This window comes from Streptomyces sp. NBC_00667 (assembly GCF_036226825.1).
GTDB lineage: Bacteria > Actinomycetota > Actinomycetes > Streptomycetales > Streptomycetaceae > Streptomyces.
In genome coordinates this window covers 5773345-5794767 of the sequence record NZ_CP109022.1, presented here as the reverse complement: position 1 = coordinate 5794767, position 21423 = coordinate 5773345, and the positions used below count along the sequence as shown (strand labels likewise).

General features: G+C 70.5%; 20 protein-coding genes and 2 pseudogenes. 8 read left to right on the top strand and 14 right to left on the bottom strand.

Going from position 1 to position 21423, the window contains the following annotated elements; all coding sequences use genetic code 11:
- Position 1: 1 nt before the first annotated feature.
- Positions 2-775, bottom strand: coding sequence for a hypothetical protein (locus OHA81_RS26525; protein WP_329199910.1), 774 nt, complete (start codon positions 773-775; stop codon positions 2-4).
- A gap of 176 nt (positions 776-951) precedes the next feature.
- Here OHA81_RS26525 and OHA81_RS26520 point away from each other — a divergent pair, with 176 nt between their 5' ends.
- On the top strand, positions 952-1173 hold the full coding sequence (locus OHA81_RS26520; RefSeq protein WP_329199908.1) for a hypothetical protein: 222 nt from the start codon (positions 952-954) through the stop codon (positions 1171-1173).
- A 91-nt stretch (positions 1174-1264) separates the two neighbouring features.
- Here the strand turns inward: OHA81_RS26520 and OHA81_RS26515 are convergent, their stop codons facing one another.
- Together OHA81_RS26515 and OHA81_RS26510 are read right to left on the bottom strand one after the other, a co-directional pair.
- Positions 1265-1429, bottom strand: a complete 165-nt coding sequence (locus tag OHA81_RS26515) for a hydrophobic protein (RefSeq protein WP_190184981.1) — start codon at positions 1427-1429, stop codon at positions 1265-1267.
- A 111-nt stretch (positions 1430-1540) separates the two neighbouring features.
- Complete coding sequence (locus OHA81_RS26510) at positions 1541-2716, bottom strand: PP2C family protein-serine/threonine phosphatase (RefSeq protein WP_329199905.1); 1176 nt, start codon at positions 2714-2716, stop codon at positions 1541-1543.
- 280 nt (positions 2717-2996) lie between these two features.
- Between OHA81_RS26510 and OHA81_RS26505 the strand changes: the two genes are divergently transcribed.
- The 5 genes and pseudogenes from OHA81_RS26505 to OHA81_RS34650 all read left to right on the top strand — a co-directional run bounded on the left by OHA81_RS26505 (position 2997) and on the right by OHA81_RS34650 (position 5131).
- A complete protein-coding gene (locus tag OHA81_RS26505; RefSeq protein ID WP_329199903.1) occupies positions 2997-3503 on the top strand; it encodes a MarR family winged helix-turn-helix transcriptional regulator in 507 nt (168 codons plus the stop codon).
- Positions 3504-3723: 220 nt separating this feature from the next.
- Positions 3724-4119 (top strand): STAS domain-containing protein, encoded by a 396-nt coding sequence (locus OHA81_RS26500; protein ID WP_329199901.1) that lies wholly within the window; start codon positions 3724-3726, stop codon positions 4117-4119.
- A 76-nt stretch (positions 4120-4195) separates the two neighbouring features.
- Positions 4196-4474 carry a DUF3072 domain-containing protein gene (locus OHA81_RS26495; protein ID WP_329199900.1) on the top strand — a complete coding sequence of 93 codons (279 nt, stop codon included), beginning with the start codon at positions 4196-4198 and terminating at the stop codon, positions 4472-4474.
- A gap of 52 nt (positions 4475-4526) precedes the next feature.
- Positions 4527-4829, top strand: a pseudogene (locus OHA81_RS34655) (phosphatase PAP2 family protein); the annotation flags it as partial.
- Positions 4802-5131: a phosphatase PAP2 family protein gene (locus tag OHA81_RS34650; RefSeq protein ID WP_329375126.1), complete on the top strand. Its 330-nt coding sequence runs from the start codon at positions 4802-4804 to the stop codon at positions 5129-5131. The pseudogene OHA81_RS34655 and the gene OHA81_RS34650, both read left to right, overlap by 28 nt.
- Here the strand turns inward: OHA81_RS34650 and OHA81_RS26485 are convergent.
- Together OHA81_RS26485 and OHA81_RS26480 are read right to left on the bottom strand one after the other, a co-directional pair.
- Positions 5101-5286, bottom strand: a complete 186-nt coding sequence (locus OHA81_RS26485) for a hypothetical protein (RefSeq protein ID WP_329199897.1) — start codon at positions 5284-5286, stop codon at positions 5101-5103. The two genes, OHA81_RS34650 and OHA81_RS26485, sit on opposite strands and share 31 nt — an antisense overlap.
- A gap of 215 nt (positions 5287-5501) precedes the next feature.
- Entirely contained in the window at positions 5502-6920 is a 1419-nt protein-coding gene (locus OHA81_RS26480; RefSeq protein WP_329199895.1) for an MFS transporter, read from the bottom strand.
- Positions 6921-7060: 140 nt separating this feature from the next.
- On the opposite strand from OHA81_RS26480, the gene OHA81_RS26475 reads away from it, so the two are divergent.
- Positions 7061-7882: a helix-turn-helix transcriptional regulator gene (locus OHA81_RS26475; protein ID WP_329202562.1), complete on the top strand. Its 822-nt coding sequence runs from the start codon at positions 7061-7063 to the stop codon at positions 7880-7882.
- 90 nt (positions 7883-7972) lie between these two features.
- Here OHA81_RS26475 and OHA81_RS26470 read toward each other — a convergent pair whose 3' ends face one another.
- Positions 7973-9772 carry an ABC transporter ATP-binding protein gene (locus tag OHA81_RS26470; RefSeq protein ID WP_329199893.1) on the bottom strand — a complete coding sequence of 600 codons (1800 nt, stop codon included), beginning with the start codon at positions 9770-9772 and terminating at the stop codon, positions 7973-7975.
- A 617-nt stretch (positions 9773-10389) separates the two neighbouring features.
- On the opposite strand from OHA81_RS26470, the gene OHA81_RS26465 reads away from it, so the two are divergent.
- Positions 10390-10893, top strand: coding sequence for a nucleoside deaminase (locus tag OHA81_RS26465; RefSeq protein WP_329199891.1), 504 nt, complete (start codon positions 10390-10392; stop codon positions 10891-10893).
- Between the two features lie 255 nt (positions 10894-11148).
- Here the strand turns inward: OHA81_RS26465 and xdhC are convergent, their stop codons facing one another.
- From xdhC to OHA81_RS26425, 8 genes and pseudogenes are all read right to left on the bottom strand, one after another.
- Complete coding sequence (xdhC, locus tag OHA81_RS26460) at positions 11149-11958, bottom strand: xanthine dehydrogenase accessory protein XdhC (protein WP_329199889.1); 810 nt, start codon at positions 11956-11958, stop codon at positions 11149-11151.
- A 1-nt stretch (position 11959) separates the two neighbouring features.
- On the bottom strand, positions 11960-14419 hold the full coding sequence (gene xdhB, locus OHA81_RS26455; RefSeq protein ID WP_329199887.1) for a xanthine dehydrogenase molybdopterin binding subunit: 2460 nt from the start codon (positions 14417-14419) through the stop codon (positions 11960-11962).
- Complete coding sequence (locus OHA81_RS26450; RefSeq protein ID WP_329199885.1) at positions 14416-15891, bottom strand: xanthine dehydrogenase small subunit; 1476 nt, start codon at positions 15889-15891, stop codon at positions 14416-14418. The genes xdhB and OHA81_RS26450 overlap by 4 nt, the downstream gene beginning before the upstream one ends.
- A gap of 451 nt (positions 15892-16342) precedes the next feature.
- A pseudogene (locus OHA81_RS26445) lies at positions 16343-16954 on the bottom strand (histidine phosphatase family protein); the annotation flags it as partial.
- 11 nt (positions 16955-16965) lie between these two features.
- Positions 16966-17445, bottom strand: a complete 480-nt coding sequence (locus tag OHA81_RS26440; RefSeq protein WP_329199883.1) for an SRPBCC family protein — start codon at positions 17443-17445, stop codon at positions 16966-16968.
- Between the two features lie 15 nt (positions 17446-17460).
- Positions 17461-19236, bottom strand: a complete 1776-nt coding sequence (locus OHA81_RS26435; protein WP_329199881.1) for a carbamoyltransferase family protein — start codon at positions 19234-19236, stop codon at positions 17461-17463.
- Between the two features lie 55 nt (positions 19237-19291).
- The gene (locus OHA81_RS26430; protein WP_329199879.1) at positions 19292-20359 is read right to left on the bottom strand and encodes an NAD(P)/FAD-dependent oxidoreductase; all 1068 of its coding nucleotides are present in this window, start codon (positions 20357-20359) and stop codon (positions 19292-19294) included.
- A gap of 2 nt (positions 20360-20361) precedes the next feature.
- Complete coding sequence (locus OHA81_RS26425; RefSeq protein ID WP_329199877.1) at positions 20362-21321, bottom strand: hypothetical protein; 960 nt, start codon at positions 21319-21321, stop codon at positions 20362-20364.
- Between the last annotated feature and the right edge of the window lie 102 nt (positions 21322-21423).

Below are 21423 nucleotides of genomic sequence, written 5' to 3'. Positions count from 1 at the left end.
GTCAGCCCCTTTCCGTCGCAGCGGAACCGTCGGTTCCCGGGAGGGAGCCCGGCGGGTGGACGGGCGGGGCGGGGGCGCCCTGCGGGTCCGGGGTCACGTGCGGGGGCTGCGACTGTCCGTAGGTGTCGAGCGGATCGGCGTACACGGCCCGGTCCCCGCCTCGCTCCGGGGCCGGCGTCGTGCCCGTGCCGGCGTTGGGGGGCGAGTCGGCGGCGTCCCGGTCGGGTCCGGCGGCCGGGACGGCCCGGGTGCCGGTACCGGAGCCGGAAGGCGCCGCGGCGTTGAGCCCGTGCACCACGCGCGCGGCGGCGAAGCCGGCCAGTGCGGCGCCGGCCAGGAACACGCCGGGACGGCGGCGCGCGAAGTCCTGGAGGTCGGTGACCAGGCCCTCGGGACCACGCTCTTCCATGCGGTCCGCGACCTGGCGGCCGCCTTCCGCTACGCGGCCGACCAGTCCGGCGGCGGGTGAACCGGCCGGGCCGTTCCCGCTCATCTCGCGCAGTTCGTCCGCGAACCGGCGCACGTTCTGGGCGAGCCGGCGGGTCTGGGACCCGGCCTGGTCCTGGAGTTGGCCCTTGAATTCGCCGATGAGGTCCTTGGCCTGGCTCGTGGCTTCGCCGACGACGTCCGCCGCCTGCTCCTTTGCGGTCTGGGCCACGTCGGCTGCCTTGTCGCCGGCCACCGCCGCGCTGTTCCCCAAGGCGTCCTGGGCCGTTCGCGCTACTGCCGCCGGCGCGCCCTGCGGTCGGCGGCCCGTGTCCTGGATGTCAGTCAAGGCTCCTCCTCGTGAGTCGAAGCAATCGATCGGTGCATATCCGGCGCGTACCCGGCCGATCGCGACAAACCCTAAACGGGAACAAAAAAGACATATTCGACTCAAGGTGGAATCCACGCCGAAACGGGTAGCAACCGTTCGGCAGTACACGAAGGCGGAGGGGTGCGTGATCGGTGATGGCCGACTGCAAGACCCCCGACTACCGCACGGGCAGGCGCGGGCGCCACTGGACGCACGCGCTGCGCAGCGCGCAGCGAGCCGGGGCCGTGATCGTCACGGATGACACCGGGGAGTCCGTCTCCTACTCGCACACCGACAGCGGTCCGGGCCGCCTGCGGCCCTGGGTCGGCGTGGACGGAGTCCGGTACGACAGTTACGAGGTACACCCCGAGTGGTAGCCCGCCCGCCGGCCGCCGGCGGAGCGAGGAGGGAACCGAAAGGGCCCGCCCCTGACGGGACGGGCCCTCGCTCCGGCAGCATGCGCACGCGCTACCAGCGGTACCAGCGGCCGCCACCGCCTCCCCGCGGTCGGGCCACGAAGCCGATCAGCCAGATCACCAGGACTGCCAGCGCGATCCACCACAGAATCTTGACGGCGAACCCGGCGCCGAAAAGGATCAGCACGAGCAGAAGAACGAGAAGCAGCGGGACCATGTTCATCACCCTCCGGCTGGCGCGGTCGGCCAGGGATTCGGCGTCTGCCCGCAGCTGCACCGTCCATGCACGCTCTTATGCAGTTCTTACGACCGGTGCGCGGCCCGGGCTTCAGGCCGTGGACAGAGCGCCGCGGCCGTGCCAGTCGAGGCAGACCACCAGTGCGTCGTCGTCCGCGTCGGAGTGGCGGTAGTCCCCGAGCGCCCGGAGCACCGCCGCGGGCACGTCCGCGGCGGGCAGCAGACCGGCGGAGGCGATCGCCCGGGCCAGCGCGTGCTCCTCGTACGGCTCGCCGCCGGGCGAGGAGGCGGCGTAGACGCCGTCGCTGACGAAGACCAGGCGGTCGCCGGGCAGGACGCGGAAGTCCTGGAGCGCGTACTCCGACTGGTCGAACATGCCGAGGGGGAACTGGGCCTCGAAGGGGATGCGCTCCACGACCTTGTCCCGCTGGCGCCACAGCTGCGGCGAGCCGGCGTCGACGACCTGGACCCTGCCCGTGGCCAGCTCGAAGGAGAGCAGGAGGGTGGAGACGTACGCCTCCCCGCGGTGGGTGGCGTACAGGGCCTGGTCGGCCAGGGCGGCCTGGTCCGCGATGCCCACCCCCGCGCGCCGGGCGTTGCGCAGCGCGTTGACCGCGAGGTTGGTCAGCAGGGCCGCCTGGATGCCTTCGCCCATGCCGTTGGTGATGGTGAGGGTGAGGTTCTCGGCCGTACTGGCCCAGTCGAAGTTGTCGCCGTGGATGGCGTACGCGGGCTCCAGCTGGGCGCCGATGGAGTACTCGGCCCGCGAGCAGGCGCGGGCCGGCAGCAGCTGCCACTGCATCTCCGCGGCCAGCGTGAGCCGGCTGACGCGGCGGGCCTGGAGGTAGATGTCGGTGTCGCGCTGGGCGACCAGGACCTCGTGCCCGAGCAGGCCGGCGATCTCCGCGAGGTCGTTGCGGGTCTCGGCGGTGGCGAGTTCGCCGGGCAGGGACACCGAGAGGATGCCGAACCGGTCCCCGCGGACGCTCACCGGCAGGTGCAGGACGATCATGCGGGGGCCGGCGTCCTCCTGACAGGTCACCTGACTTCCGAAGGCGCGCCCGGCGACGCTGGTGTGGACGGACAGCCCGGCGGAGGTCCGCGGCACCGCGGTGACGGGGTGCAAGGTGGCGAGGCTGTAGTCGGCCATCAGCAGCTCCACGGCATGCGCCCCGTAATGGGTGGCGAGGGCGGAGCGTGCCGCCTCGATCAGTGCATGCGGGGCGGCGGCGCGCAGGGCGCGCTCGACAGCCAGGAAGTTCGTCATCGTCGGGTCAGGCTCTCTTGGGAATCACAGTGGTGGGAGGCACAGCGGTGGGAAGGCAGACGGGGTCGGGGACACAGCGGGTGAGGCGCACACGGTTGGAGCACACAGCGGGTGAGACGTTCAGCGGTTGGAGCACACAGCGTTCGAGCAGAGCTGCGGATGCATGACACAGCGTCGGGGCGTAGGGCACATCGGGCAACACTGCGCGAGCGGCGGCTCGGGCGACGGCCGGGAGCTGCCGGGATGGCTAGGAGAGGGCGCGGGATGACACAGTAGGCCAATGCCCCCGTCCGGCCCTCCCCCCGACCACCTGGCGACCGCGCACGCCCTGGGCACGGTCTCGCAGCTGCTCGACGTGCTGTGGGCGCGCGGCCAGGAGGCGGCGGCGTCCGGGTCGGTCCCGCCGTCCCAGCTGCGGGCGCTCTTCGTCATCGAAGCGAACCAAGGCACCAATCTGCGGGCCTTGGGCGAGGTGTTGGGCTCCCGCCCTTCGGCGGTGAGCCGCCTGTGCGACCGCCTGGAGGCAGTGGGGCTGCTGTGCCGGAAGGCGAGTGCCCACAGCGCGCGCGAGATCGAACTGCACCTCACTCGGGCCGGGCAGGACACGCTCGATCAAATCCGCGCTTTCCGCCGTCGCGAGGTGACCGACGTGCTGGCCTCCATGTCTCCCGTGCAGCTCGCCGCGCTCGCCGACGGGCTCGCCGCCTTCGAGCACGCCGCCGGGACCCGCATGGGAGCCCCCCGCCACGATCCCGGATCCCCGACCGCCATCGCGGAAACTGCCTGAACGGGTCCGCGCTGCGCCCCGGCCCCGGAATCGGGGCTCCCGGTACGCACTCCCCCACCAGCGATTGTTGCCATGTGGAAACTATATCGCTAGCTTGGACAACCTGGTCGTGCATCAAGGCCGGAACTGCGTCTGTCCCCCGGAGAGGTGGAGCTGCCGCAGAACCCGAAGCGAGTGACGACCCCGAGGCCGGCCTCGCGCAGCCAATGGGAGGCCTTCTGTGCCGACGACTCGCATCCACCACCTGAGCAACGACCTGTTGAGCGTGACCACGGTCCGGACGGAGACCGCGTGGATCATCGCGGTCAGCGGAGAGGTCGACATCGATACCGTCGAACCCCTGCGTCGCAGTCTGGAAGCCGCGGCTTCCCCCCGGCAGGGCCTGCCGGTCCTGCTGAACCTGAGGGACGTGCATTTCGGCGGCTCGGCCCTGATCAACACCCTGCTGCGGGCCCGTCTGAGCCTCGGCCCCGGCCGGCTCGGCCTCGTGGACCCCTCGCCCCGCGTCGTCCGGCTGCTCCGCCTGACCGGCCTGGACGCCCACTTCGCGATCGGCCCCCGCCCGGCGGCCCGCCCCGAACCCGATCCGGTCCCGAAGGTCACGCACCGCCCCTGACCCCGGGCGTCCTCCTCTCACAGGAGAGTGGCCGCCACCGGAAATGGTGCGGCGCCGAGCGGGGTAGTCGGACGTTATGACCGACGTGAACCCGAACGAACAGCAGCCCGACAAGGACGTCGCCGACTGGGTGACCGGTGACGAGCCGGCCACCGGTCCGCAACTGAGCTACCTGCACACCCTGGCCCGGGAAGCGGGCGAGGACGTGCCGGAGGACCTCACCAAAGCGGAGGCGTCACGGCTGATCGACCGCCTCCAGCAGGCCTCGCCCCGGACCGCCGCCCCCCAGGGGACGGTGCCCGCAACCCCCGCCGACGAGGCGGCCACCCGGCCCGGCGGCACCGACAGCCCCTGACCGGGGGCCGGTGACCAGGAGCCCCGACCTGCAAGCCCGACTGGGAGCCGCCATGGGCGCCGTTTCCGAGCTGCGCGCCGCGGAGCACCGTCTCACCCGGCGCATGGCCGGCTGGGACTCGTTCTGGACGCGCCGGCTGCTGCCCGCGGTCGAGGACGCGGCCCAGCACACCAAGCTGTGGTGGGGCATTGCCCTGCTCCTGGCCGTCACCGGGGGCCGGCGCGGCCGCCGGGCCGCGGCTGCGGGCCTGACGGGGATGGCGGTGGCCGAAGTGCTGTCCAACGGTGTCGGGAAACGGCTCGTGCCCCGGGAGCGGCCGCCGAAGGAATGGTTCCATGCCGACGAGGTGGAGGACCGGCCCGACTCCTCGTCGTTCCCGTCGGGGCACACCGCCGCGGCCGTCGCCTTCACCGCGGCGTCGCCGAGAAGTGGCCGGAAGCCGGTGCGCTGTGCCTGGCGGTGGCCGTCGCCGTCGCCGTCGAACGGGTCCACAGCGGGGCCCACTACCCCAGCGACGTGGCGGCGGGCGCGGTCATCGGGACAGTCTCCCGGGCCCTGCCCCACGCCGCTCCCGCGGCCTTGCGCCGTGTGCGGCGGTTCTTCCCGCCGCCGGCCCCGGCCCTTCGTCAGTGGCCGGGGCGGCCGTGGCGCTCGTGACGGCCGTCGGCGCCTTCCTCGTTGAACCAGTAGTCCCCGGCGGCGAGGTAACGCCTGCGCGCCTCCCCCGCCACGGTGACGGCACTTCGGGTGGCGTCGGCCGCGGCGGCCACGGGGCGTTCGGTGCGGTCCTGACGGGGCTGGCGTTCGAACACGACAGGCTCCTGACGAAGCTGGGGGTGGGATCTCCCCCATGATGGCGCCGCACCCCGCCTCCCGCAGGTCGAGGCGGATCCGCCCGTCGGAGGGAGCCGTCCCGGGATGCGCGGTCCACTGTTCCGTGGCAGCCTGAACGGCCCCACGGCGCACGGTGCGCCGGGAGCCGTGCGGCGGGCCGGGGGCCGGTTCCCGTCCCCGTTCCCCTTCCCGCTCAGGACGTCTTGCCCGTACGCCCGAGGCCGATCGCGACCAGGACCGCCGCGGCGATCACCATCACCGCGTCGATCAGCAGGACCGTGTGCACCCCGTCGAAGAGCGAGGCCCGCGTGGTCGCGAGGACACCGAGCAGCGGGATCCCGATGGTGATGCCGACCTGCTGCGTGGTGGTGACGAGGCCGGTCGCCAGGCCCTGCTCCTCGTCCGGGACACCGCTGGTGACGGTCACGCCGTACGAGATGATCGCGCCGAGGTGGCACATGCTGGCCAGGGACACCGCGACGGTCGCCAGGACCGCGCCCGACTCCTCTCCCGCCCCCAGCAGCGCCGCGGTCAAGGCGCCCTGGCCGAGCAGCGAACCGATCAGGGTGCGCCGGGCCCCGAGCCGGCCGATCACCTTCGGCGCGTACGAGCCGGCGACGGCGGACGCGACGCCCTGGGCACCGAAGACCAGGCCCGTGCTGAGGGAGGACAGCTGCAGGGTCTCCTGGAGGTAGAGGGTCAGGACGAACACCACCGTGGACATCATGGAGAAGGTGACCAGGCCTGCGAAGTTGCCCCAGGCCACCGTGCGCCGCCTCAGCATCGGCAGCGACACCAGCGGGGCGGGCGACTTCGACTCGACCGCGACGAACGCGGTGAGCAGGGCCACCGCGACGACCAGCGTGCCCCACACGTCCGCTCCGCCGAAGCCGCGCTGGGCCGCCGTCGACAGGGAGTAGATCAGTGCGAGCAGGCCGCCGGTGACCGTGACGGCGCCGGGCACGTCCAGCCGGGGCCGGTGCGGGGTACGCGATTCGGGCAGCAGTCCGGGGGCCAGGACGAGCACGATCACCGCGGTGACGGCCAGGAGCCCCATCGTCGAGCGCCAGCCGAGGGTGTCGGTCATGACGCCGCCGAGGACCATGCCGATGGTGAAACCGAGGGACAGCAGGGTGCCGGAGATGCCGAGCGCCTTGTCCCGCAGCGGGCCCTCGGGAAACATGGTGGTGAGCAGGGACATGCCGGTGGGCACGATGACCGCCGCCCCGAGGCCCTGGAGGGCCCGCCCGGCCAGGAAGGACGCCGGGTCCCAGGCCGTCGATGCGAGCAGGGACGCGGCGCCGAAGAGGACGAGGCCGATCAGGAACAGCTTCTTGCGCCCGTAGAGGTCGGCGATGCGGCCGAAGAGGAGGAGGAAGCCGCCGGAGGGCAGGGCGAAGGCGGTGACCGCCCACTGCAGGGCGGACCGGCCCAGGCCCAGGTCCTCGCCGAGCACCGGCAGGGCCACGTTCAGTACGGAGAAGTCGAGGGCCACCATGAACTGGGCGGCGCAGAGCACGAAGAGGACGAGCTTGGCCCGGCCGGTCAGCCGGTCCTCGCGAGGAGCCGTCATTTGCGGCCCGGTGGTCGTCAGTTGGGTATCGATCGCCATGGCCACCACCTTGGTGGCCCGGGAACGGCCCTGGAGAGTGGGAACTTATCCTGTTGGTGGCACCACCAGGCAGCCGACAGGGGGAGTGAGTGGCTACACCGACCGACCAGCACCGCCGTTCCGAGCTGCGGGAGTTCCTGATGAGCAGGCGGGCCAGGGTGAGCCCGACGGACGCCGGACTGCCGGTCGGCGGGGGCCGCCGGCGGACGCCGGGCCTGCGCCGCGAGGAGGTCGCGGTGCTCGCAGGGGTCGGGGTGTCCTGGTACCAGTGGCTGGAGCAGGGCCGCGACATCACCGTGTCGCCCCAGGTCCTGGACTCCGTGAGCAGGGTCTTGAAACTGACCAGCGCCGAGCGCCGGCACCTGTACGTGCTCGCGGGACTGAACCCGCCCGCCCTGGCGGTGGCGCCGGGGGACCAGGACATGTGCGACGGGCTGAAACGGCTGATCGAGGCGTGGATGCCGTTCCCCGCGCACATCATGGACGCGTACTGGAACACGGTGCTGTACAACGACGCGGCGTCGATGGTGCTCGGGATGCGTCCGGAGATCGTGCAGAACTGCCTGGTCGCGTTCTTCACCGATCCCGTCTACAAGGCGCGGTCCCGGCACTGGGAGGAGAACGCCGGCGCCGTGGTCGCCCAGTTCCGGGCGGCGTGTTCGGAGTTCCCCGATGACGACGGCTTCCGCGCGGTCGTCGAGGAGGCCAGGGAGCTGAGCCCGGAGTTCGCCGCACTGTGGGAGCGGCAGGACATCCGGCCCGGTGGTCAGCTGCAGAAGCAACTGGAGCACCCGGTCGTGGGCACGCTGCACGTCGAGTCGACCCAGCTGCGGGTCCCGGCCCGCCCCGACCTGGCGATCGTGCTGCACACCCCGCTGCCCGGCACCGGTACGGCGGAGAAGCTGGAGTGGCTGAGCTCGCCGGAGGGCCGGCGGGGCTCGATGTACCCGGTCGCCGGCTGAACCGGCGCCCGCGGCCCGAACACTCGCCGCCCGCTTCCCGCACGGTCCTGGCGTCCTTCTCGACGCGGGTGGGCGCGCGCCGGGACCGGGTCAGACCGTGTCTTCGAGGAAGCCGCCCGACTGGTGCTGCCACAGCTTCGCGTAGGCGCCGTCCGCGGCGCGCAGTTCGTCGTGCGTGCCCTGCTCGATGATCCGGCCGCGGTCGAGGACGACGAGCCGGTCCATGGTGGCCACCGTGCTGAGGCGGTGGGCGACCACGAGGGCCGTACGCCCCTCCATGAGCCGCCACAGCGCGTCCTGGACGAGGATTTCGCTCTCGGAGTCCAGGGCACTGGTCGCCTCGTCGAGCAGCAGGACCGGCGCGTCGCGCAGGATCGCCCGGGCGAGGGCGACCCGCTGGCGCTGCCCGCCGGACAGCTTCACACCCCGCTCGCCCACCATGGTGTCGAACCCCTCCGGCAACGCGTCGGCGAACTCCGTGACGTGCGCCGCCTGCGCCGCGCGGCGGATCTCGGCGTCGGTGGCGCCCGGCCGGGCGAAGGCGATGTTCTCCCGCAGTGTGCGGTGGAACATCGCCGGGTCCTGCGGCACGTAGGCGATCAGGCTCCGCAGGTCGGTCTGGCAGAGCCTGCTGATGTCCTGCCCTCCGATGAGGATCCGGCCGGCGTCGATGTCCGTCATGCGCAGCAGCAGCCGGGTGAGCGTGGTCTTGCCGCCGCCCGACCGGCCCACGAGACCGATCTTCGATCCGCTGGGCACGGTCAGGTCGAGGCCTTCGAAGAGCGGCCGCGCGCCGGCATGGGTGAAGGTCACCCGTTCGAAGCGCACGTCGGCGCCGGCCCCGGACAGCAGCGGCTCGGGGCGCGGCGGATCGAGCACCGTCGGCCGCACCAACAGCAGTTCGGTGAACTGCGCGGCCTCCGTCATCGAGCTCTCCAGACGGCGGTAGATCTGGTTGAACTCGAACATGATCCGCGTCGCGTTGGAGTAGTAGGTGAAGGCGACCACGACCGCCTCCACGCCGTGTCCTCGCCCGGCGAGCGCGACGGCGAGGAACAGGCCGAGCGCGTTGGTCAGTACGGACATCGGCGCGACCAGCGTGTCGATGCGCAGGTTCCCGTAGTCCCAGGAGCGCAGCATGAGCCGCCGCGATGCGGCGACCCGCGACCGGTGCTCGGCGGCCTCGCGTTCCTCGGCACCGAACGCCCGGATCGTGTCGATGTTCATCAGGCTGTCCGCGACGTGGCCCGAAACCCGGGCGATGGCCTCCTCCCGCTCCCTGACGAGCGACTGGCGGCGGCGGATCAGGGGCGCCACACCGAAGGCGGTCAGTGTGATCATCGCCAGGAGGACCACGACGAGCAGGGGTTCGTAGTGCCACAGGACCACCGAGCCGAAGGCCAGCGGCACGAAGCTGCCCACGACCGAGAAGGTGAGCGTGTCGACGAGTTCCTCGAAGCGGGACGCGAAGCTCAGGACCCGCTTGGTCAGCGAACCGGCGAAGTTGTCGTGGAAGAACGCCGCGTCCTTGGCGAACAGTTCGTCCATGCCGATCACGTAAAGGCGCTCGATGCCGCGGGCGTCGAGGCGGTTCAGGCAGTGCAGTCCGATCCGCCAGAGCGCCTCGGCGAGCAGGAGGGTGGCGGCGAAACCGAGGACGTAGGGCAGCACCGAGCGGGTGCCGGTGCCGCCGTCCTCCGCGATGCGGCCGATGAGCTTCGCGACGACCAGCGGCGCGATGTAGTTGATGCCGATGTTGCCCAGCGCGGGGAGCAGCATCGCGGGTGCGGTCAGCCACTTGAGGCGGGCCAGCTCCCGCCCGTAGTACCGCAGGGCGAGGAGCGTTGCGCCCGTGTCCGGCGAACCTTCGCGTAATTCGTACGGTTTCATGTCAAACCCTGCCTTGTGGGACGGGCGGCCAGGAACCGCAGTGTCCTGCAAGGGCGCCCGGGCAGTCCAAGCCTTTTCCCCGCAGCGCACCCCTGTGCGCCACGGCACGCTCCTGTGCGCCGTGCGTCACCACCGCGCACTCGCCGGTTCACCCCTCGCCCGGGGTTACCGCCCGACTCCTGCGTCTGTGCAGGTGGAAACGGCTTGCGCCCCCGGGCCACCGACACGCCGCACCGGCGGTCCGGTCCGGCGGGACAGCCGGAGCCCGTCTTTCGTGTGTATCTACAAGAGGGGCCAGCTGACCAGCCAACTCCTTTAGGGGTTCGGTGACTTTTCGCCGGCAGGGCCCGGCGGATGTACTTGCGCTATTCCGCATTAACAGCACGTGAACGAAGCTTCGGAGGGGACAGTGGGGGGCTTTTTTATGATCACCCAGAGTTCTCCCGCCCGTGGTGACCAGCCCGGACCCACCGGAGCAGCACGTCGTCGACGCCCAGCCGCGCCGATCTCCCGCGGGTGTCGCGGACCGAGCTGATTTCGAGGCGGAACCGCCGATCCCCACTTGTTGCCCCGGGTGCACCCGGGGCGCCCCCACAGTCTGCGACAGAGGAGAGACCATGACCGCGCACACTCAAGAAAAGAGCATCCAGGAGCTCGAGCGCACCTGGATGGACGAGGCCATCGGCCTTGCCACCAACAGCGTGAAGAACGGTGGCGGTCCGTTCGGCGCACTGATCGCCAAGGACGGCGAAATCGTTGCGATCGGGAACAACAACGTCACCTCGCACCTGGACCCGACGGCCCACGGCGAGGTGACCGCGATCCGTGCAGCGTGTCAGGCGCTGGGCACCTTCTCGCTCGAAGGCTGCGTCCTGGTCACCTCGTGCGAGCCGTGCCCGATGTGTCTCTCCTCCGCTCTGTGGGCGCGGGTCGACCGGATCATCTTCGCCGCTGACCGCGATGACGCCGCGGTGGCCGGTTTCGACGACCGCAAGTTCTACGACCTGCTCGAGAAGCGGCCCGCGGAGCTGTGGCCGATGGAGATCGAGCGAGTGGACATGCCGAACCGTACGGCGCCGTTCGAGGCGTGGCTCGCCAAGGCCGACCGCATCGACTACTGAAACCCGGTCCACCGCCCTGTCCCGGCCCACGAGTGTGGCCAGGGCAGGGCGATTTCGTTTGTCCCCCCGCTCGTCGGAAAGGATCTCCCCCCGCCCGGCAGAGCCGGCGGCGGACGCCCAGGCCGAGCAGGTCGTGCAGGTCGTGCAGGTAGTACAGAACATCCAGGACCTCGGCAGGTAGCCGAAAGGGTGCCCCCGCGCGTGTGCGAACGAACGCACACGCGCGGGGGCACCCTTGTCGGTCCGGGTGAGCCGTCAGTCGCCCTCTGTTTCGAAGGTGCGCAGCAGATCGGCGGCGACGCTCACGGCGATCGTCGCGGGTTCCTTGCCGGTGACGTCGGCGAGCCCGATCGGGGTCTTGATCCGGTCGATGGTCGCCTCGTCGTGACCGCCCTCGGTGGCGAGGCGCTTGCGGAACCTCACCCACTTGGCCGCCGACCCGATCAGCCCGATGGAGCCGAGCTGCGGGGTGCGCAAGGCGGCGTCGCACAGCGCGGCGTCCTCGGCGTGGTCGTGGGTCATGATCAGGACGTGGGTACCGCGCGGCAGCTCCTCCAGCACCTCCTCGGGCAGCAGGGGCGTGTGGTGCACGTGCACCTGCGCCACCGAGTCCTCCAGGACGTCGAGCCGCTCCTTGGTGAGCATGTCGGAGCGGGTGTCGATCAGGTGGAGGTCGAGGTCCTGGCGTGCCAGGATGCGCGCCAGCTCAAGCCCGACGTGACCCACGCCGAACACCGCCACCGCCCTCACCACCGGCAGGGGTTCGAGCAGCACCGAGACCGTGCCGCCGCAGCACTGCACGCCGTGCTGGTTGGTCACCTTGTCGTTCAGGGCGAAGTCGATCAGTTCCGGCTCGGCCTTCCCCGCGGCGATCATTTCCCTGGACCGGTCGATCGCGACGGCCTCCACATTGCCACCGCCGATCGACCCCCAGGTCCCACTCTGCCCCACCACCAGTTTCGCGCCGGCGTCGCGCGGGGCATGGCCGCGCACGGTCGCGACGGTCACCAGCACGCCGCACTCCCGGCGTGCCCGCAACCGCGCGACCGCAGCGACCCACGTCATGTCAGGCACCACTCAACGCGGTGGCGTCGGTGCGGACCCTGCCGCCCGTGGCGTGGCCGTTGCCGGCATGACCGTTGGCAGCGCCGTTGACGACAGATCCCTCGCGCGCGTCACCGCTGCCGGAGGCATCGCCCTGGCGGGCCGCCTCGATGGCCCAGTACACCGCCTCCGGCGTCGCCGGCGCGGCCAGCTCGACGCTGACCCCGCTCGGGCCGAACGCGGCAGCGGCCTGCCGCAGCGCTTCGCGCACGCAGAACGCCAGCATCAGGGGAGGCTCGCCCACGGCCTTGGAGCCGAACACGGCGCCCTCTTCGTGGGCGTTCTCCATCAGCGTGACGTTGAACTCCTCGGGCATCTCCGAGAAGCTCGGCAGCTTGTACGTGCTCGCGGCCTGGGTCAGCAGCCGACCGCGGTTCGGCCCGTCACTGGCGTCCCAGCGCATGTCCTCCAGCGTCAGCCAGCCCGCGCCCTGCACGAAGCCGCCCTCGACCTGACCGATGTCGATCATCGGGGAGAGGCTGTCGCCGACGTCGTGAACGATGTCGACCCGACGGATGCGGTACTTGCCGGTGAAGCCGTCCACCTCGACCTCGGCCGCGGCGGCGCCGTAGGAGAAGTACTTGAACGGCGAGCCCCGGAAGGTCTTCGCGTCCCAGTGCAGGCCCTCGGTCCGGTAGTAACCGGACGCCGACAGCTGGACCCGCTGGAAGTACGCGGTGCGCACCAGGTCGTCCCAGGCCAGCTCCTTGTCGCTGCCCAAGGCGCGGGCGACGCCCTCGACGATGCGCACGTCCGAGGCGTTCGAACCCAGCTGGCTGGCGGCCACCTGCAACAGCCGCGCGCGCAGCTGCTCGCAAGCGTTCTTGACCGCGCCACCGTTGAGGTCCGCCCCGGAACTGGCGGCGGTAGCAGAGGTGTTGGGTACCTTGTCGGTCCGCGTGGGGGCCAGCCGCACCTTGTGCAGCGGGATGCCCAGCGTGGTCGCGGCCACCTGCAGCATCTTGGTGTGCAGGCCCTGGCCCATCTCGGTGCCGCCGTGGTTGATCAGGACGGAGCCGTCCTTGTAGATCAGCACGAGCGCGCCGGCCTGGTTGAAGGCCGTGAGGTTGAACGAGATGCCGAACTTGATGCCGGTGATCGCGAGCGCCCGCTTGGTGTGCGGGTGCGCGGCGTTGAACGCCGCGATCTCGCGCTTGCGGTCGGCGATGCCGCCGTTGTTCTCGACCTGCTCCCAGACGGCGGCGATCCGCTCCGCCTGAGGGACCGGCTGGCCGTACGGCGTCGCCTGCCCCAGACCCGGCTGGTAGAAGTTGCGCTTGCGCAGCTCCATCGGGTCCAGGCCGAGCAGCGGCGCGACCCGGCCCAGGATGTCCTCGATCACCAGCATGCCCTGGGGTCCGCCGAAGCCGCGGAAGGCCGTGTTGGAGACCTTGTTGGTCTTGGCGATGCGACCGGCGACCCTCGCGTTGGGGATCCAGTACGTGTTGTCGATGTGACACAGCGCACGGGCGCACACCGGCTCGGACAGGTCCAGGCTCCAGCCGCCGTCCGCGGTCAGCGTGGCGTCCAGCGCCTGGATGCGGCCGTCGGCATCGAAGCCGATCTTCCACTCGGCGTGGAACCCGTGCCGCTTGCCGGACATGGTCAGGTCCTGGGTGCGGTTGAGCCGCACGCGGACCGGCCGGCCGGTCAGCTTGGCGCCGAGCGCGGCAATGGCCGCGAAGCCGTGCGGCTGCATCTCCTTGCCGCCGAAACCGCCGCCCATCCGCAGGCACTGCACGGTCACCTCGTGGCTGTGCAGACCGAGGACGTGCGCGACGATCTCCTGGGTCTCCGAGGGGTGCTGGGTGCTGCTCTGGATGAACACCTGCTCGGCCTCGTCGATGTAGGCCAGCGCGGCGTGCGTCTCCAGGTAGAAGTGCTCCTGGTCGGAGAACTGGAACTCGCCCGTGAACACGTGCGCGGATTCGGCGAACCCGGCGTCGATGTCGCCGGTCTCCATCACGGGCCGGGCACCGTGGAAGCTCTCGGCCGCGATCGCTTCCTTCAGCGTGATCAGGGAGGGCAGTTCGTCGAGTTCCACCTCGACGGCGGCCGCACCGAGCCGGGCCGCCTCCAGGGTCTCGCCGAGCACCCAGGCCACCGCGTGACCGTGGAACATGACCTCGTCGGGGAACAGCGGCTCGTCGTGCTTCATGCCGGCGTCGTTGACGCCGGGCACGTCGGCGACGGTGAGCACGCGGACCACGCCGGGCACGGCGAGCGCGGGCTCGGTACGCAGTGCGGTGATCTTGCCCCGGGTCTTCATGACCTGGACCGGGTAGGCGTGCAGCGTGTCCTTGGTGCGGTACACCAGGTCGTCGGTGTAGAGCGCGGTACCGGTGACGTGCAGGACCGCACTCTCGTGCGGCATGGAGACGCCGACTACGGGCTTCTCGGGACGCTCGGACAAATGGCTCATGACGACACCGCCTCGGTGGTTTGCGCGTGCAGCTTCAGCAGGCTCTGGCCGAGCATGGCGGAACGGTAGATGGCGCTGGCGCGGTGATCGCTCATCGGCGTGCCCTCGCCCCGCAGCACCCGGGCCGCTGCCTCGACGGTCTCCGCCGACCACGGCTTGCCCTCCAGGGCCGCCTCGGTGGCGAGTGCGCGGATCGGGGTGGCGGCGACGCCGCCCAGACCGATGCGTGCCTTGCGGACGATCCCGCCGTCGATGTCGAGTGCGAAACCGATCGCCACGCTGGAGATGTCGTCGAAGCGACGCTTGGCGATCTTGTGGAAGGCCGTGACCGGCGACAGCGGCAGCGGGATGCGCACCGCGCGGATCAACTCGTCGGGACGGCGCACGCTCTGCCGGTAGCCGGTGAAGTACTCGGCCAGCGGGACCACGCGCTCACCGTCGGCGTCGGCGAGCACCAGCGACGCCTCCAGCGCGAGGAGCACCGGCGGGCTGTCACCGATGGGGGAGCCGGTACCCAGGTTGCCGCCGAGGGTGCCGCTGTTGCGGATGAGCCGGGAGGCGAACTGCGGGAACAGCTCGGCCAGCAGCGGGACGTCGCCGTCGAGGCGGCGTTCGATCTCGGTGAGCGTCACTGCCGCCCCGATCTCGATGTGGTCGGCTTCGACGCGCAGTTCCCGGAGTTCGGGCAGCCGGTCGATGGCGACCACGCATTCCGCGCGGCGGGAGCGGATGTTCACCTCGACGCCGTAGTCGGTGGAGCCGGCGACCACCACCGCGTCGGGCCGCTCGCGCAGCAGCTGCAGCGTTTCGGCCAGGGTGTCCTTCCGCAGGAACGTCGCGCCGTCCTGGGTGTACTCGGTGGCGACCGGTGCCGGCGGCGCCTGCTCGCGACGCTGCGCCAGCGGGTCCTCGTCGGTGGGCTCACCGACGGCGTACGCCGCGTCGCGGATCGGGCGGTAGCCGGTGCAGCGGCACAGGTTCCCGCTCAGCGAGTGCAGGTCGAAACCGTTCGGACCGTGCTCGTGGTCGGTGCTGTCGTCCGAGTCCGAGTCCGGGGCCGCGTGCGCGCAGCGGTCGGGCCGGTAGTACTCGGCGGCCATGCTGCAGATGAATCCGGGCGTGCAGTACCCGCACTGGGAACCGCCCCGGACCGCCATCTCCTCCTGCACCGGGTGCAGGGTGGCGGGCGCGCCGGATTCGCCGACGGTGGCCAGCCCCTCGGAGGTGATGACCTCCTGGCCGTCGAGCGCCGCGGCCGGGACCAGGCAGGCGTTGACCGCTACCCAGTCGGTGGGCTTGTCCACTCCGGGACGGGCCACCAGGACCGAGCAGGCGCCGCACTCACCCTCGGCGCAGCCCTCCTTGGTTCCGGTGAGACCACGCTCGCGCAGGAAATCCAGCACCGTGGTGTGGGGTGCGGCCGGAGAAATCGGGGTTTCTTTCCCGTTGACCGTGATACGCGCCGCTACCATGGCACGTCCTCATTTCGGCACGCGATCGATCGGACTATCTTAGTAGCCATTTCTGAGCTTTCTACTTCGGGGCGCAGCTCTAGAACCCGGAGCGCAACAAATCAGCACGCGACGACGTGCCTAAGCGGTGATGGAGACGCAAAGATGCCCGGGGCCACAGAAAAGGGCACACCGGGAAAGGGGACTGCTCAGCAGCCGTGTGCTACACGACCCGGAGCCCAGGCGATCTTGTGAGCGAGGCGAAGCAGCTCGGAGATGGTCGACATCCGACTTCGCCTCCTTCAAGTAGCTCACGAGTCGTTGTGTCGAATTTACGTCGCCGCAGTACATCGGTCAAGCCATTGTCGGGCCGATTCCATGAAAGCCGGCCCCTCCCCGCGGCAGGCCCTCGTGCGCGAGAACCGGTCGGGCCCGGCACACGTGAGGTGTGCCGGGCCCGATGGCCTGCGGTTCAGTTCAAGTGGTGGGTGTCGTTGAGCGCCCGCACGGTGGCGGTGCCGTCCCCTTCGTACGTCACCGTCGACAGGGAGGCCGCTGCGACCTCCATGCGGAACAAGGTGTGCGCCGGGGCTCGGAGGGCGAGGCGGACCAAGGTCCTGATGGGGCCGACGTGGGAGACGACGAGGACCGTGGCTCCGGCGTGGCGGGCCATGAGGCCGTCCCGGACGGCGGCGGCCCTGCGGGCGACCTGTTGCATGGTCTCCCCCGCGCCCGACGGTGGAACCTCGGGCGAGGCGAGCCATGCGCTCAGGTCGTCCGGGTGGCGTTCGCGGACTTCGGCGAAGGTCAGGCCCTCCCAGGCGCCGAAGTCCGCTTCCCGCAGATCCCGCTCCACCTGCACGCCCAGGCCCAGGCGCGCGGCCACGGCCCGGGCGGTCTCCCGGCAGCGTCGCATCGGTGACGTGACGACCGCCTCGATGCCGCCGCGGTGGGCGAGGGCCTCTGCTACGGCCTGCGCCTGGGCGCGTCCGGCCGGAGAGAGCCCCGGGTCGGACCCTCCGCTGCCGGAGAGCCGCCGCTGCGGGGTGAGCAGGGTTTCGCCGTGCCGCAGCAGCACGAGCGTCGTCACGTCGCTCACTTCGCGGTCTTGGCGAAGTGGTCCCGAACGGCGTCGGTCTGCTGCTCCATGACGTCGATGATGGCCTCGACCACGTTCAGGTCGGCGTCCTCGGCGATCTCCAGGACCCGCGACCAGTCGAAGAAGCTGCGGTCCGGCTCGTTGGTGACGGGGAGCACGCGGATGGTGGCCTCGTAGCTGGCGACGCCGCTGGTGGGGGCGATGGCCCGGTAGGACTGGGTCTTGTTGATCTCGTCCCGGGCGGCGATCTCCTGTTGGACGAGGCGGCCGTTGAGCGTGAGCCGGAAATCGTAGCGGGCCGGGACCGTGTCCACCGAGGCTCCGTCCACCCACGTCACGTCCGTGTGGATGTCCAGGTCGCCCGGGGACACGATCTCCAGGATCTGCATGGCGTCGCGGACGGTCGCCCACACGGTGTCCGGGTCGGCCTCGAGGATGGTGGAGTGGTACATGGTGTGCTTGCGCTGGATCGGCACGGGGTGGTCCTTCTTCTACTGGTTGACGAGTCCGGTCTTGGTGACGAGGTGGTTCCCGAGGACCAGGTGGTCGATCTCGGTGCCCATGAAGCAGTTCAGGGCGTCGGTGGGGGTGCACACGATGGGCTCCCCGGCGACGTTGAACGAGGTGTTGATCAGGCAGGGCGTGTCGGTGAGTTCGATGAACTTCCGCAGCAGGGCCGTGAGCCGTGGGGTTCCCTCGTCCGTCAGCGTCTGGATGCGGGAGGTGCCGTCCACGTGTACGGCGCCGGGGATGCGGTCCTTGTACTCGTCGCGGACGGGGAAGACGAACGTCATGTACGGGGAGCTGGTCTTGCGCCCCATGTCGAAGATCTTCGGGGCCTGCTCCTCGAGGACTAGGGGGGCGAACGGGCGGAACGGCTCGCGGTGCTTGACGCGGGTGTTGATGATGTCCTTGATGTCGCCGAAGCCGGGGTTGGCGATGATGCTGCGGTGCCCCAGCGCGCGCGGCCCGTGCTCGACGCGGCCCTCGAACCAGCCGATGACGACCTTCTCCGTCAGAAGCTTCGCCACGTGCTCGACGACCTCGTCGTCGTCCAGGCGCGAGACCGTGACCCGGCCGGCGAAACCCTCGAGGGCCTCCTCGATCGCGGCGTCGTCGTAGGACGGCCCCAGGTAGGGGGTGATGGGTGCGGCGGCGGCACGGATGTCCGCGGGGTCGGTGCCGGGGTGGTTCAGCCACGCGTGGGCCGCGGCTCCGATGGTGATGCCGGTGTCGGAGGCACCGAAGCTGACCTGCATGTCCTCGAAGCGGGAACCTTCGAACAGCGGGGTGTTGTTCAGGCAGTTCAGGGCGACGCCGCCTTCGAACAACAGCCGGTCGAGATCCGTCCTGTTCTCCAGGTGGCGGACCTGGTGGGCGGTGGCGACGTTCAGCATCTGCTGCGCGGCGGCGGCGACGCGGGCCTTGTACTCGAGGGTGTCTTCGAAGGGTCCGAAGTACTCCTCGAACAGGGCGTCGTGACTGTGCAGGTCGTCGGTCCGCAGGGGCTCGGTGAAGGTGTAGCGGCCGTCGTCGTGCAGCGTCAGGAAGTGTTCGAGGAACGGGTTCGGCGTCGGGGGCGCGGTGTACCCGGCCAGGCCCATCACCTTGTACTCGTCGTTGTTGGGGACGAAGCCGAGGAAGCGGGTGATGCAGGAGAACAAGGTGCCGATGGAGAACTCGGAGCCGGTGACGGAGTCGTCGAAGACGGTGATCCGGCCGTCGCGGATCTCGCCCGTCAAGGTCGAGAAGCGTTCGGCGCGGCCGTCGCTGACGAGGAACGCGGAGTCCTTCATGCCGGCGAGGTAGTACCCGGTCGTCGCGTGGGCCAAGTGGTGAGGGACGAAGCGGACCTTGGCCGGGTCGGGGCGGTGCCCGGTGCGGGCCTCGAAGTCGGCGAGGATCGCCTCGTGGCTGACGACCTGGTCGAACAGGTCGGATATGTTGCCCATGAGTTCGGCCTTCGCGGGCTGGGGCGCCGGCGATCTGCGGATCCCGTCCAGGATCTCGCCCAGTATCTGGCTGGACCAGTTCCAGGGGAAGGCGAACAGGTCGACGTCGTCGAACGTGATCCCGGCCTCGTCGAGGCACCAGTCGATCGCGCCCTTGGGGAAGTCGGTGGTCTTCTTCTCCCGGTTGAGGCGTTCTTCCTCCACCGCGGCGACCAGGCGTCCGTCGACCAGGAGTGCGGCGGCGGCGTCGTGGCCCAAGAGGTAGTGCTTGTTGATGCCGGTCGCGCCGAGGCGTTCGGAGAAGAACTCCGACACCCGGCTGAAACCATTACATCCCAGAACAATCACGGCATTCCTTCCCGTTGTGGGGCTACTTGGCGATCAGCAGGTCACGGAGCTTTTCACCGGCCGCGGGTGCCTGGCACAGGCCCGCACCGGTGAATCCGGCCGCGTACAGGAAGCGGCGGGTGGGGTGTTGGCCGATGAGGGGGGTGTTGTCGGGGCTGGCGTCGAAGTCGCCGGACCACGCGCGGTGCAGGCCGATGCCGTCCAGGGCGGGGAACAGGCTGCCGAGGTGGCCTGAGATGCGGCCGAGCCAGTCCTCACGTGCCTCCTCGGCCTTGGGCATGCCCATGGCCAGGAGGATGCGGTCCTTCCACGAGCGGATCCGCAGGCCGGACGAGGCGTGCATCGTCATGGGCATCTCGCGGTGCGGCGGGGGCGGAACGTCGGTGAACAGCATTTCGATCGCGTGGGGCGTCAGCGGCAGGTCGACCGACGCCATGGACGCCACCTCGCCGGACCAGGGGCCGGCCGTGCAGACGATGCTGTCGGCCTTGATCCTGCCCCGCGGGGTGTGGACGGTGTTGTCGTCGTCGATGCGGGTCACCGGTGTGTGGGTGAACAGGCGGGCGCCGTGATTGCGGGCGCCGGCGGCGTAGCCGCGGACGATGTCGAGGCCGTCCACGTGGTAGGCCTCGGGGGACCAGGCGGCGGCGAGCACGGCACGTTCGTTGATCAGCGGGTTGAGCTCGGACGCTTCGCGGGCACTGATCAGGCCGACTTGGACGCCGGCGGCCTGCTGGGCGTGGCGGGTGGCCTCGAAGCCGGCGATCTGCTGTTCGTCGGTGAACAGCACCATGAACCCGAGCCGCTTGAGGGCCAGGGGGGCCGCCGTGCGGCGGGCGAAGTCGTGGTAGGCGTTCAGGCTGCGCACGGCCATGCGCCCGGTGCCGGGATCGCCCGGGAAATAGGTGCGGACCATGCCCGCGGTGTGTGCGGACGAGCCGCCGCCGAGGCTTCCGCGTTCCAGCAGTACGGTGTTCACGCCGGCTTCGGCGAGGTGGTGGGCGGCAGAGGTTCCGATCACTCCCCCGCCGATGACGACGGCGTCGGCGCGGTCGGGAAGGGCGTTCGAGGTCTTCTCGGCTGCGGGCACGGCTACGCGGCTCCCTCGGCGCCCTGCTGGCGCAGGTGGTCCCCGGTCTCCCACGGGTACAGCTGCAGGTTCCAGCCGCCGAGGCAGTTGATGTAGAGGGCCATCTGGCTGGTGACGGCGTAGAAGTCGCCGCGGTCGAGGACGTCGAGGACGTCGAGGAAGCGCTGGGTGAACGCCCACAGCTTCTCCAGGCCGCAGTAGCCCAGGAACTCGGCGGGGACGCCGACCAGGAGGCGGGTCATGTGGACCAGGGACGCCATGGGCATGTCCTGTACGGCGGCACGGACGAGTCCGCCGTAGGCGGCGTAGCCCAGGGGCCGGGTCTCGCCGTTCACGAACAGCAGCGTGGGAAGGACGGTGCCGAAGTTGCCCGCCCGGGAGGGGATGACGCCCTGATGGAGGCCTTCCAGCTCGACCGGGGGCGCGAGCCAGATCTTCTCGGTCTCGGCGAGGATGTCCGCGATCAGTTGGGCGGCGTCCTCGTTGGCGGCGCGGAGCATCGGGATGCGGTGGCCACCCGGTCCGCCTGCGCGGCGGACTTCGGCGACGATCTGCTTCTTGGTGGAGTAGACGGCGTCCCAGATCGCCGCCCCGGCTTCCCGCAGGGCGGGCATGTCTGCTTCACGGATCCGGCCGACGGGGGTGGCCGGCATCGGCTCGGTCAGGGTGCCGTACTTGATGCCCAGGTGCTGCAAACCGGAGCAGAACACGGTGCCGTCGGGGGCCTCGCGCCGGTCGGGGATACGGGTGGCGTGGGGGGTGTGCAGCAGGGTGGGTATCGGCGCCACGTGGTAGAGGTGTTCTCCCGCGATGAGGGCGTGCCCCTGGAGGCTCTGGTAGGGCAGCGACTCCCACAGGGCGTCGGCGAGCGCCGGGTTGCGGTCGTCGAGATCGGCGGTGACCGTGATGCCCAAGTCGGGCCAGGAGATTGCAATCTGACGTTCGGACAGCTTCTCGGACATGATTTCTCCCCGTTCGTTGATCCGTCTTGCCCGAGGAGTACATCGTCAACTGGCTTGTTCCAGACAGGCGTTGAATACATGAAGCTTGATCATCCCGAGATG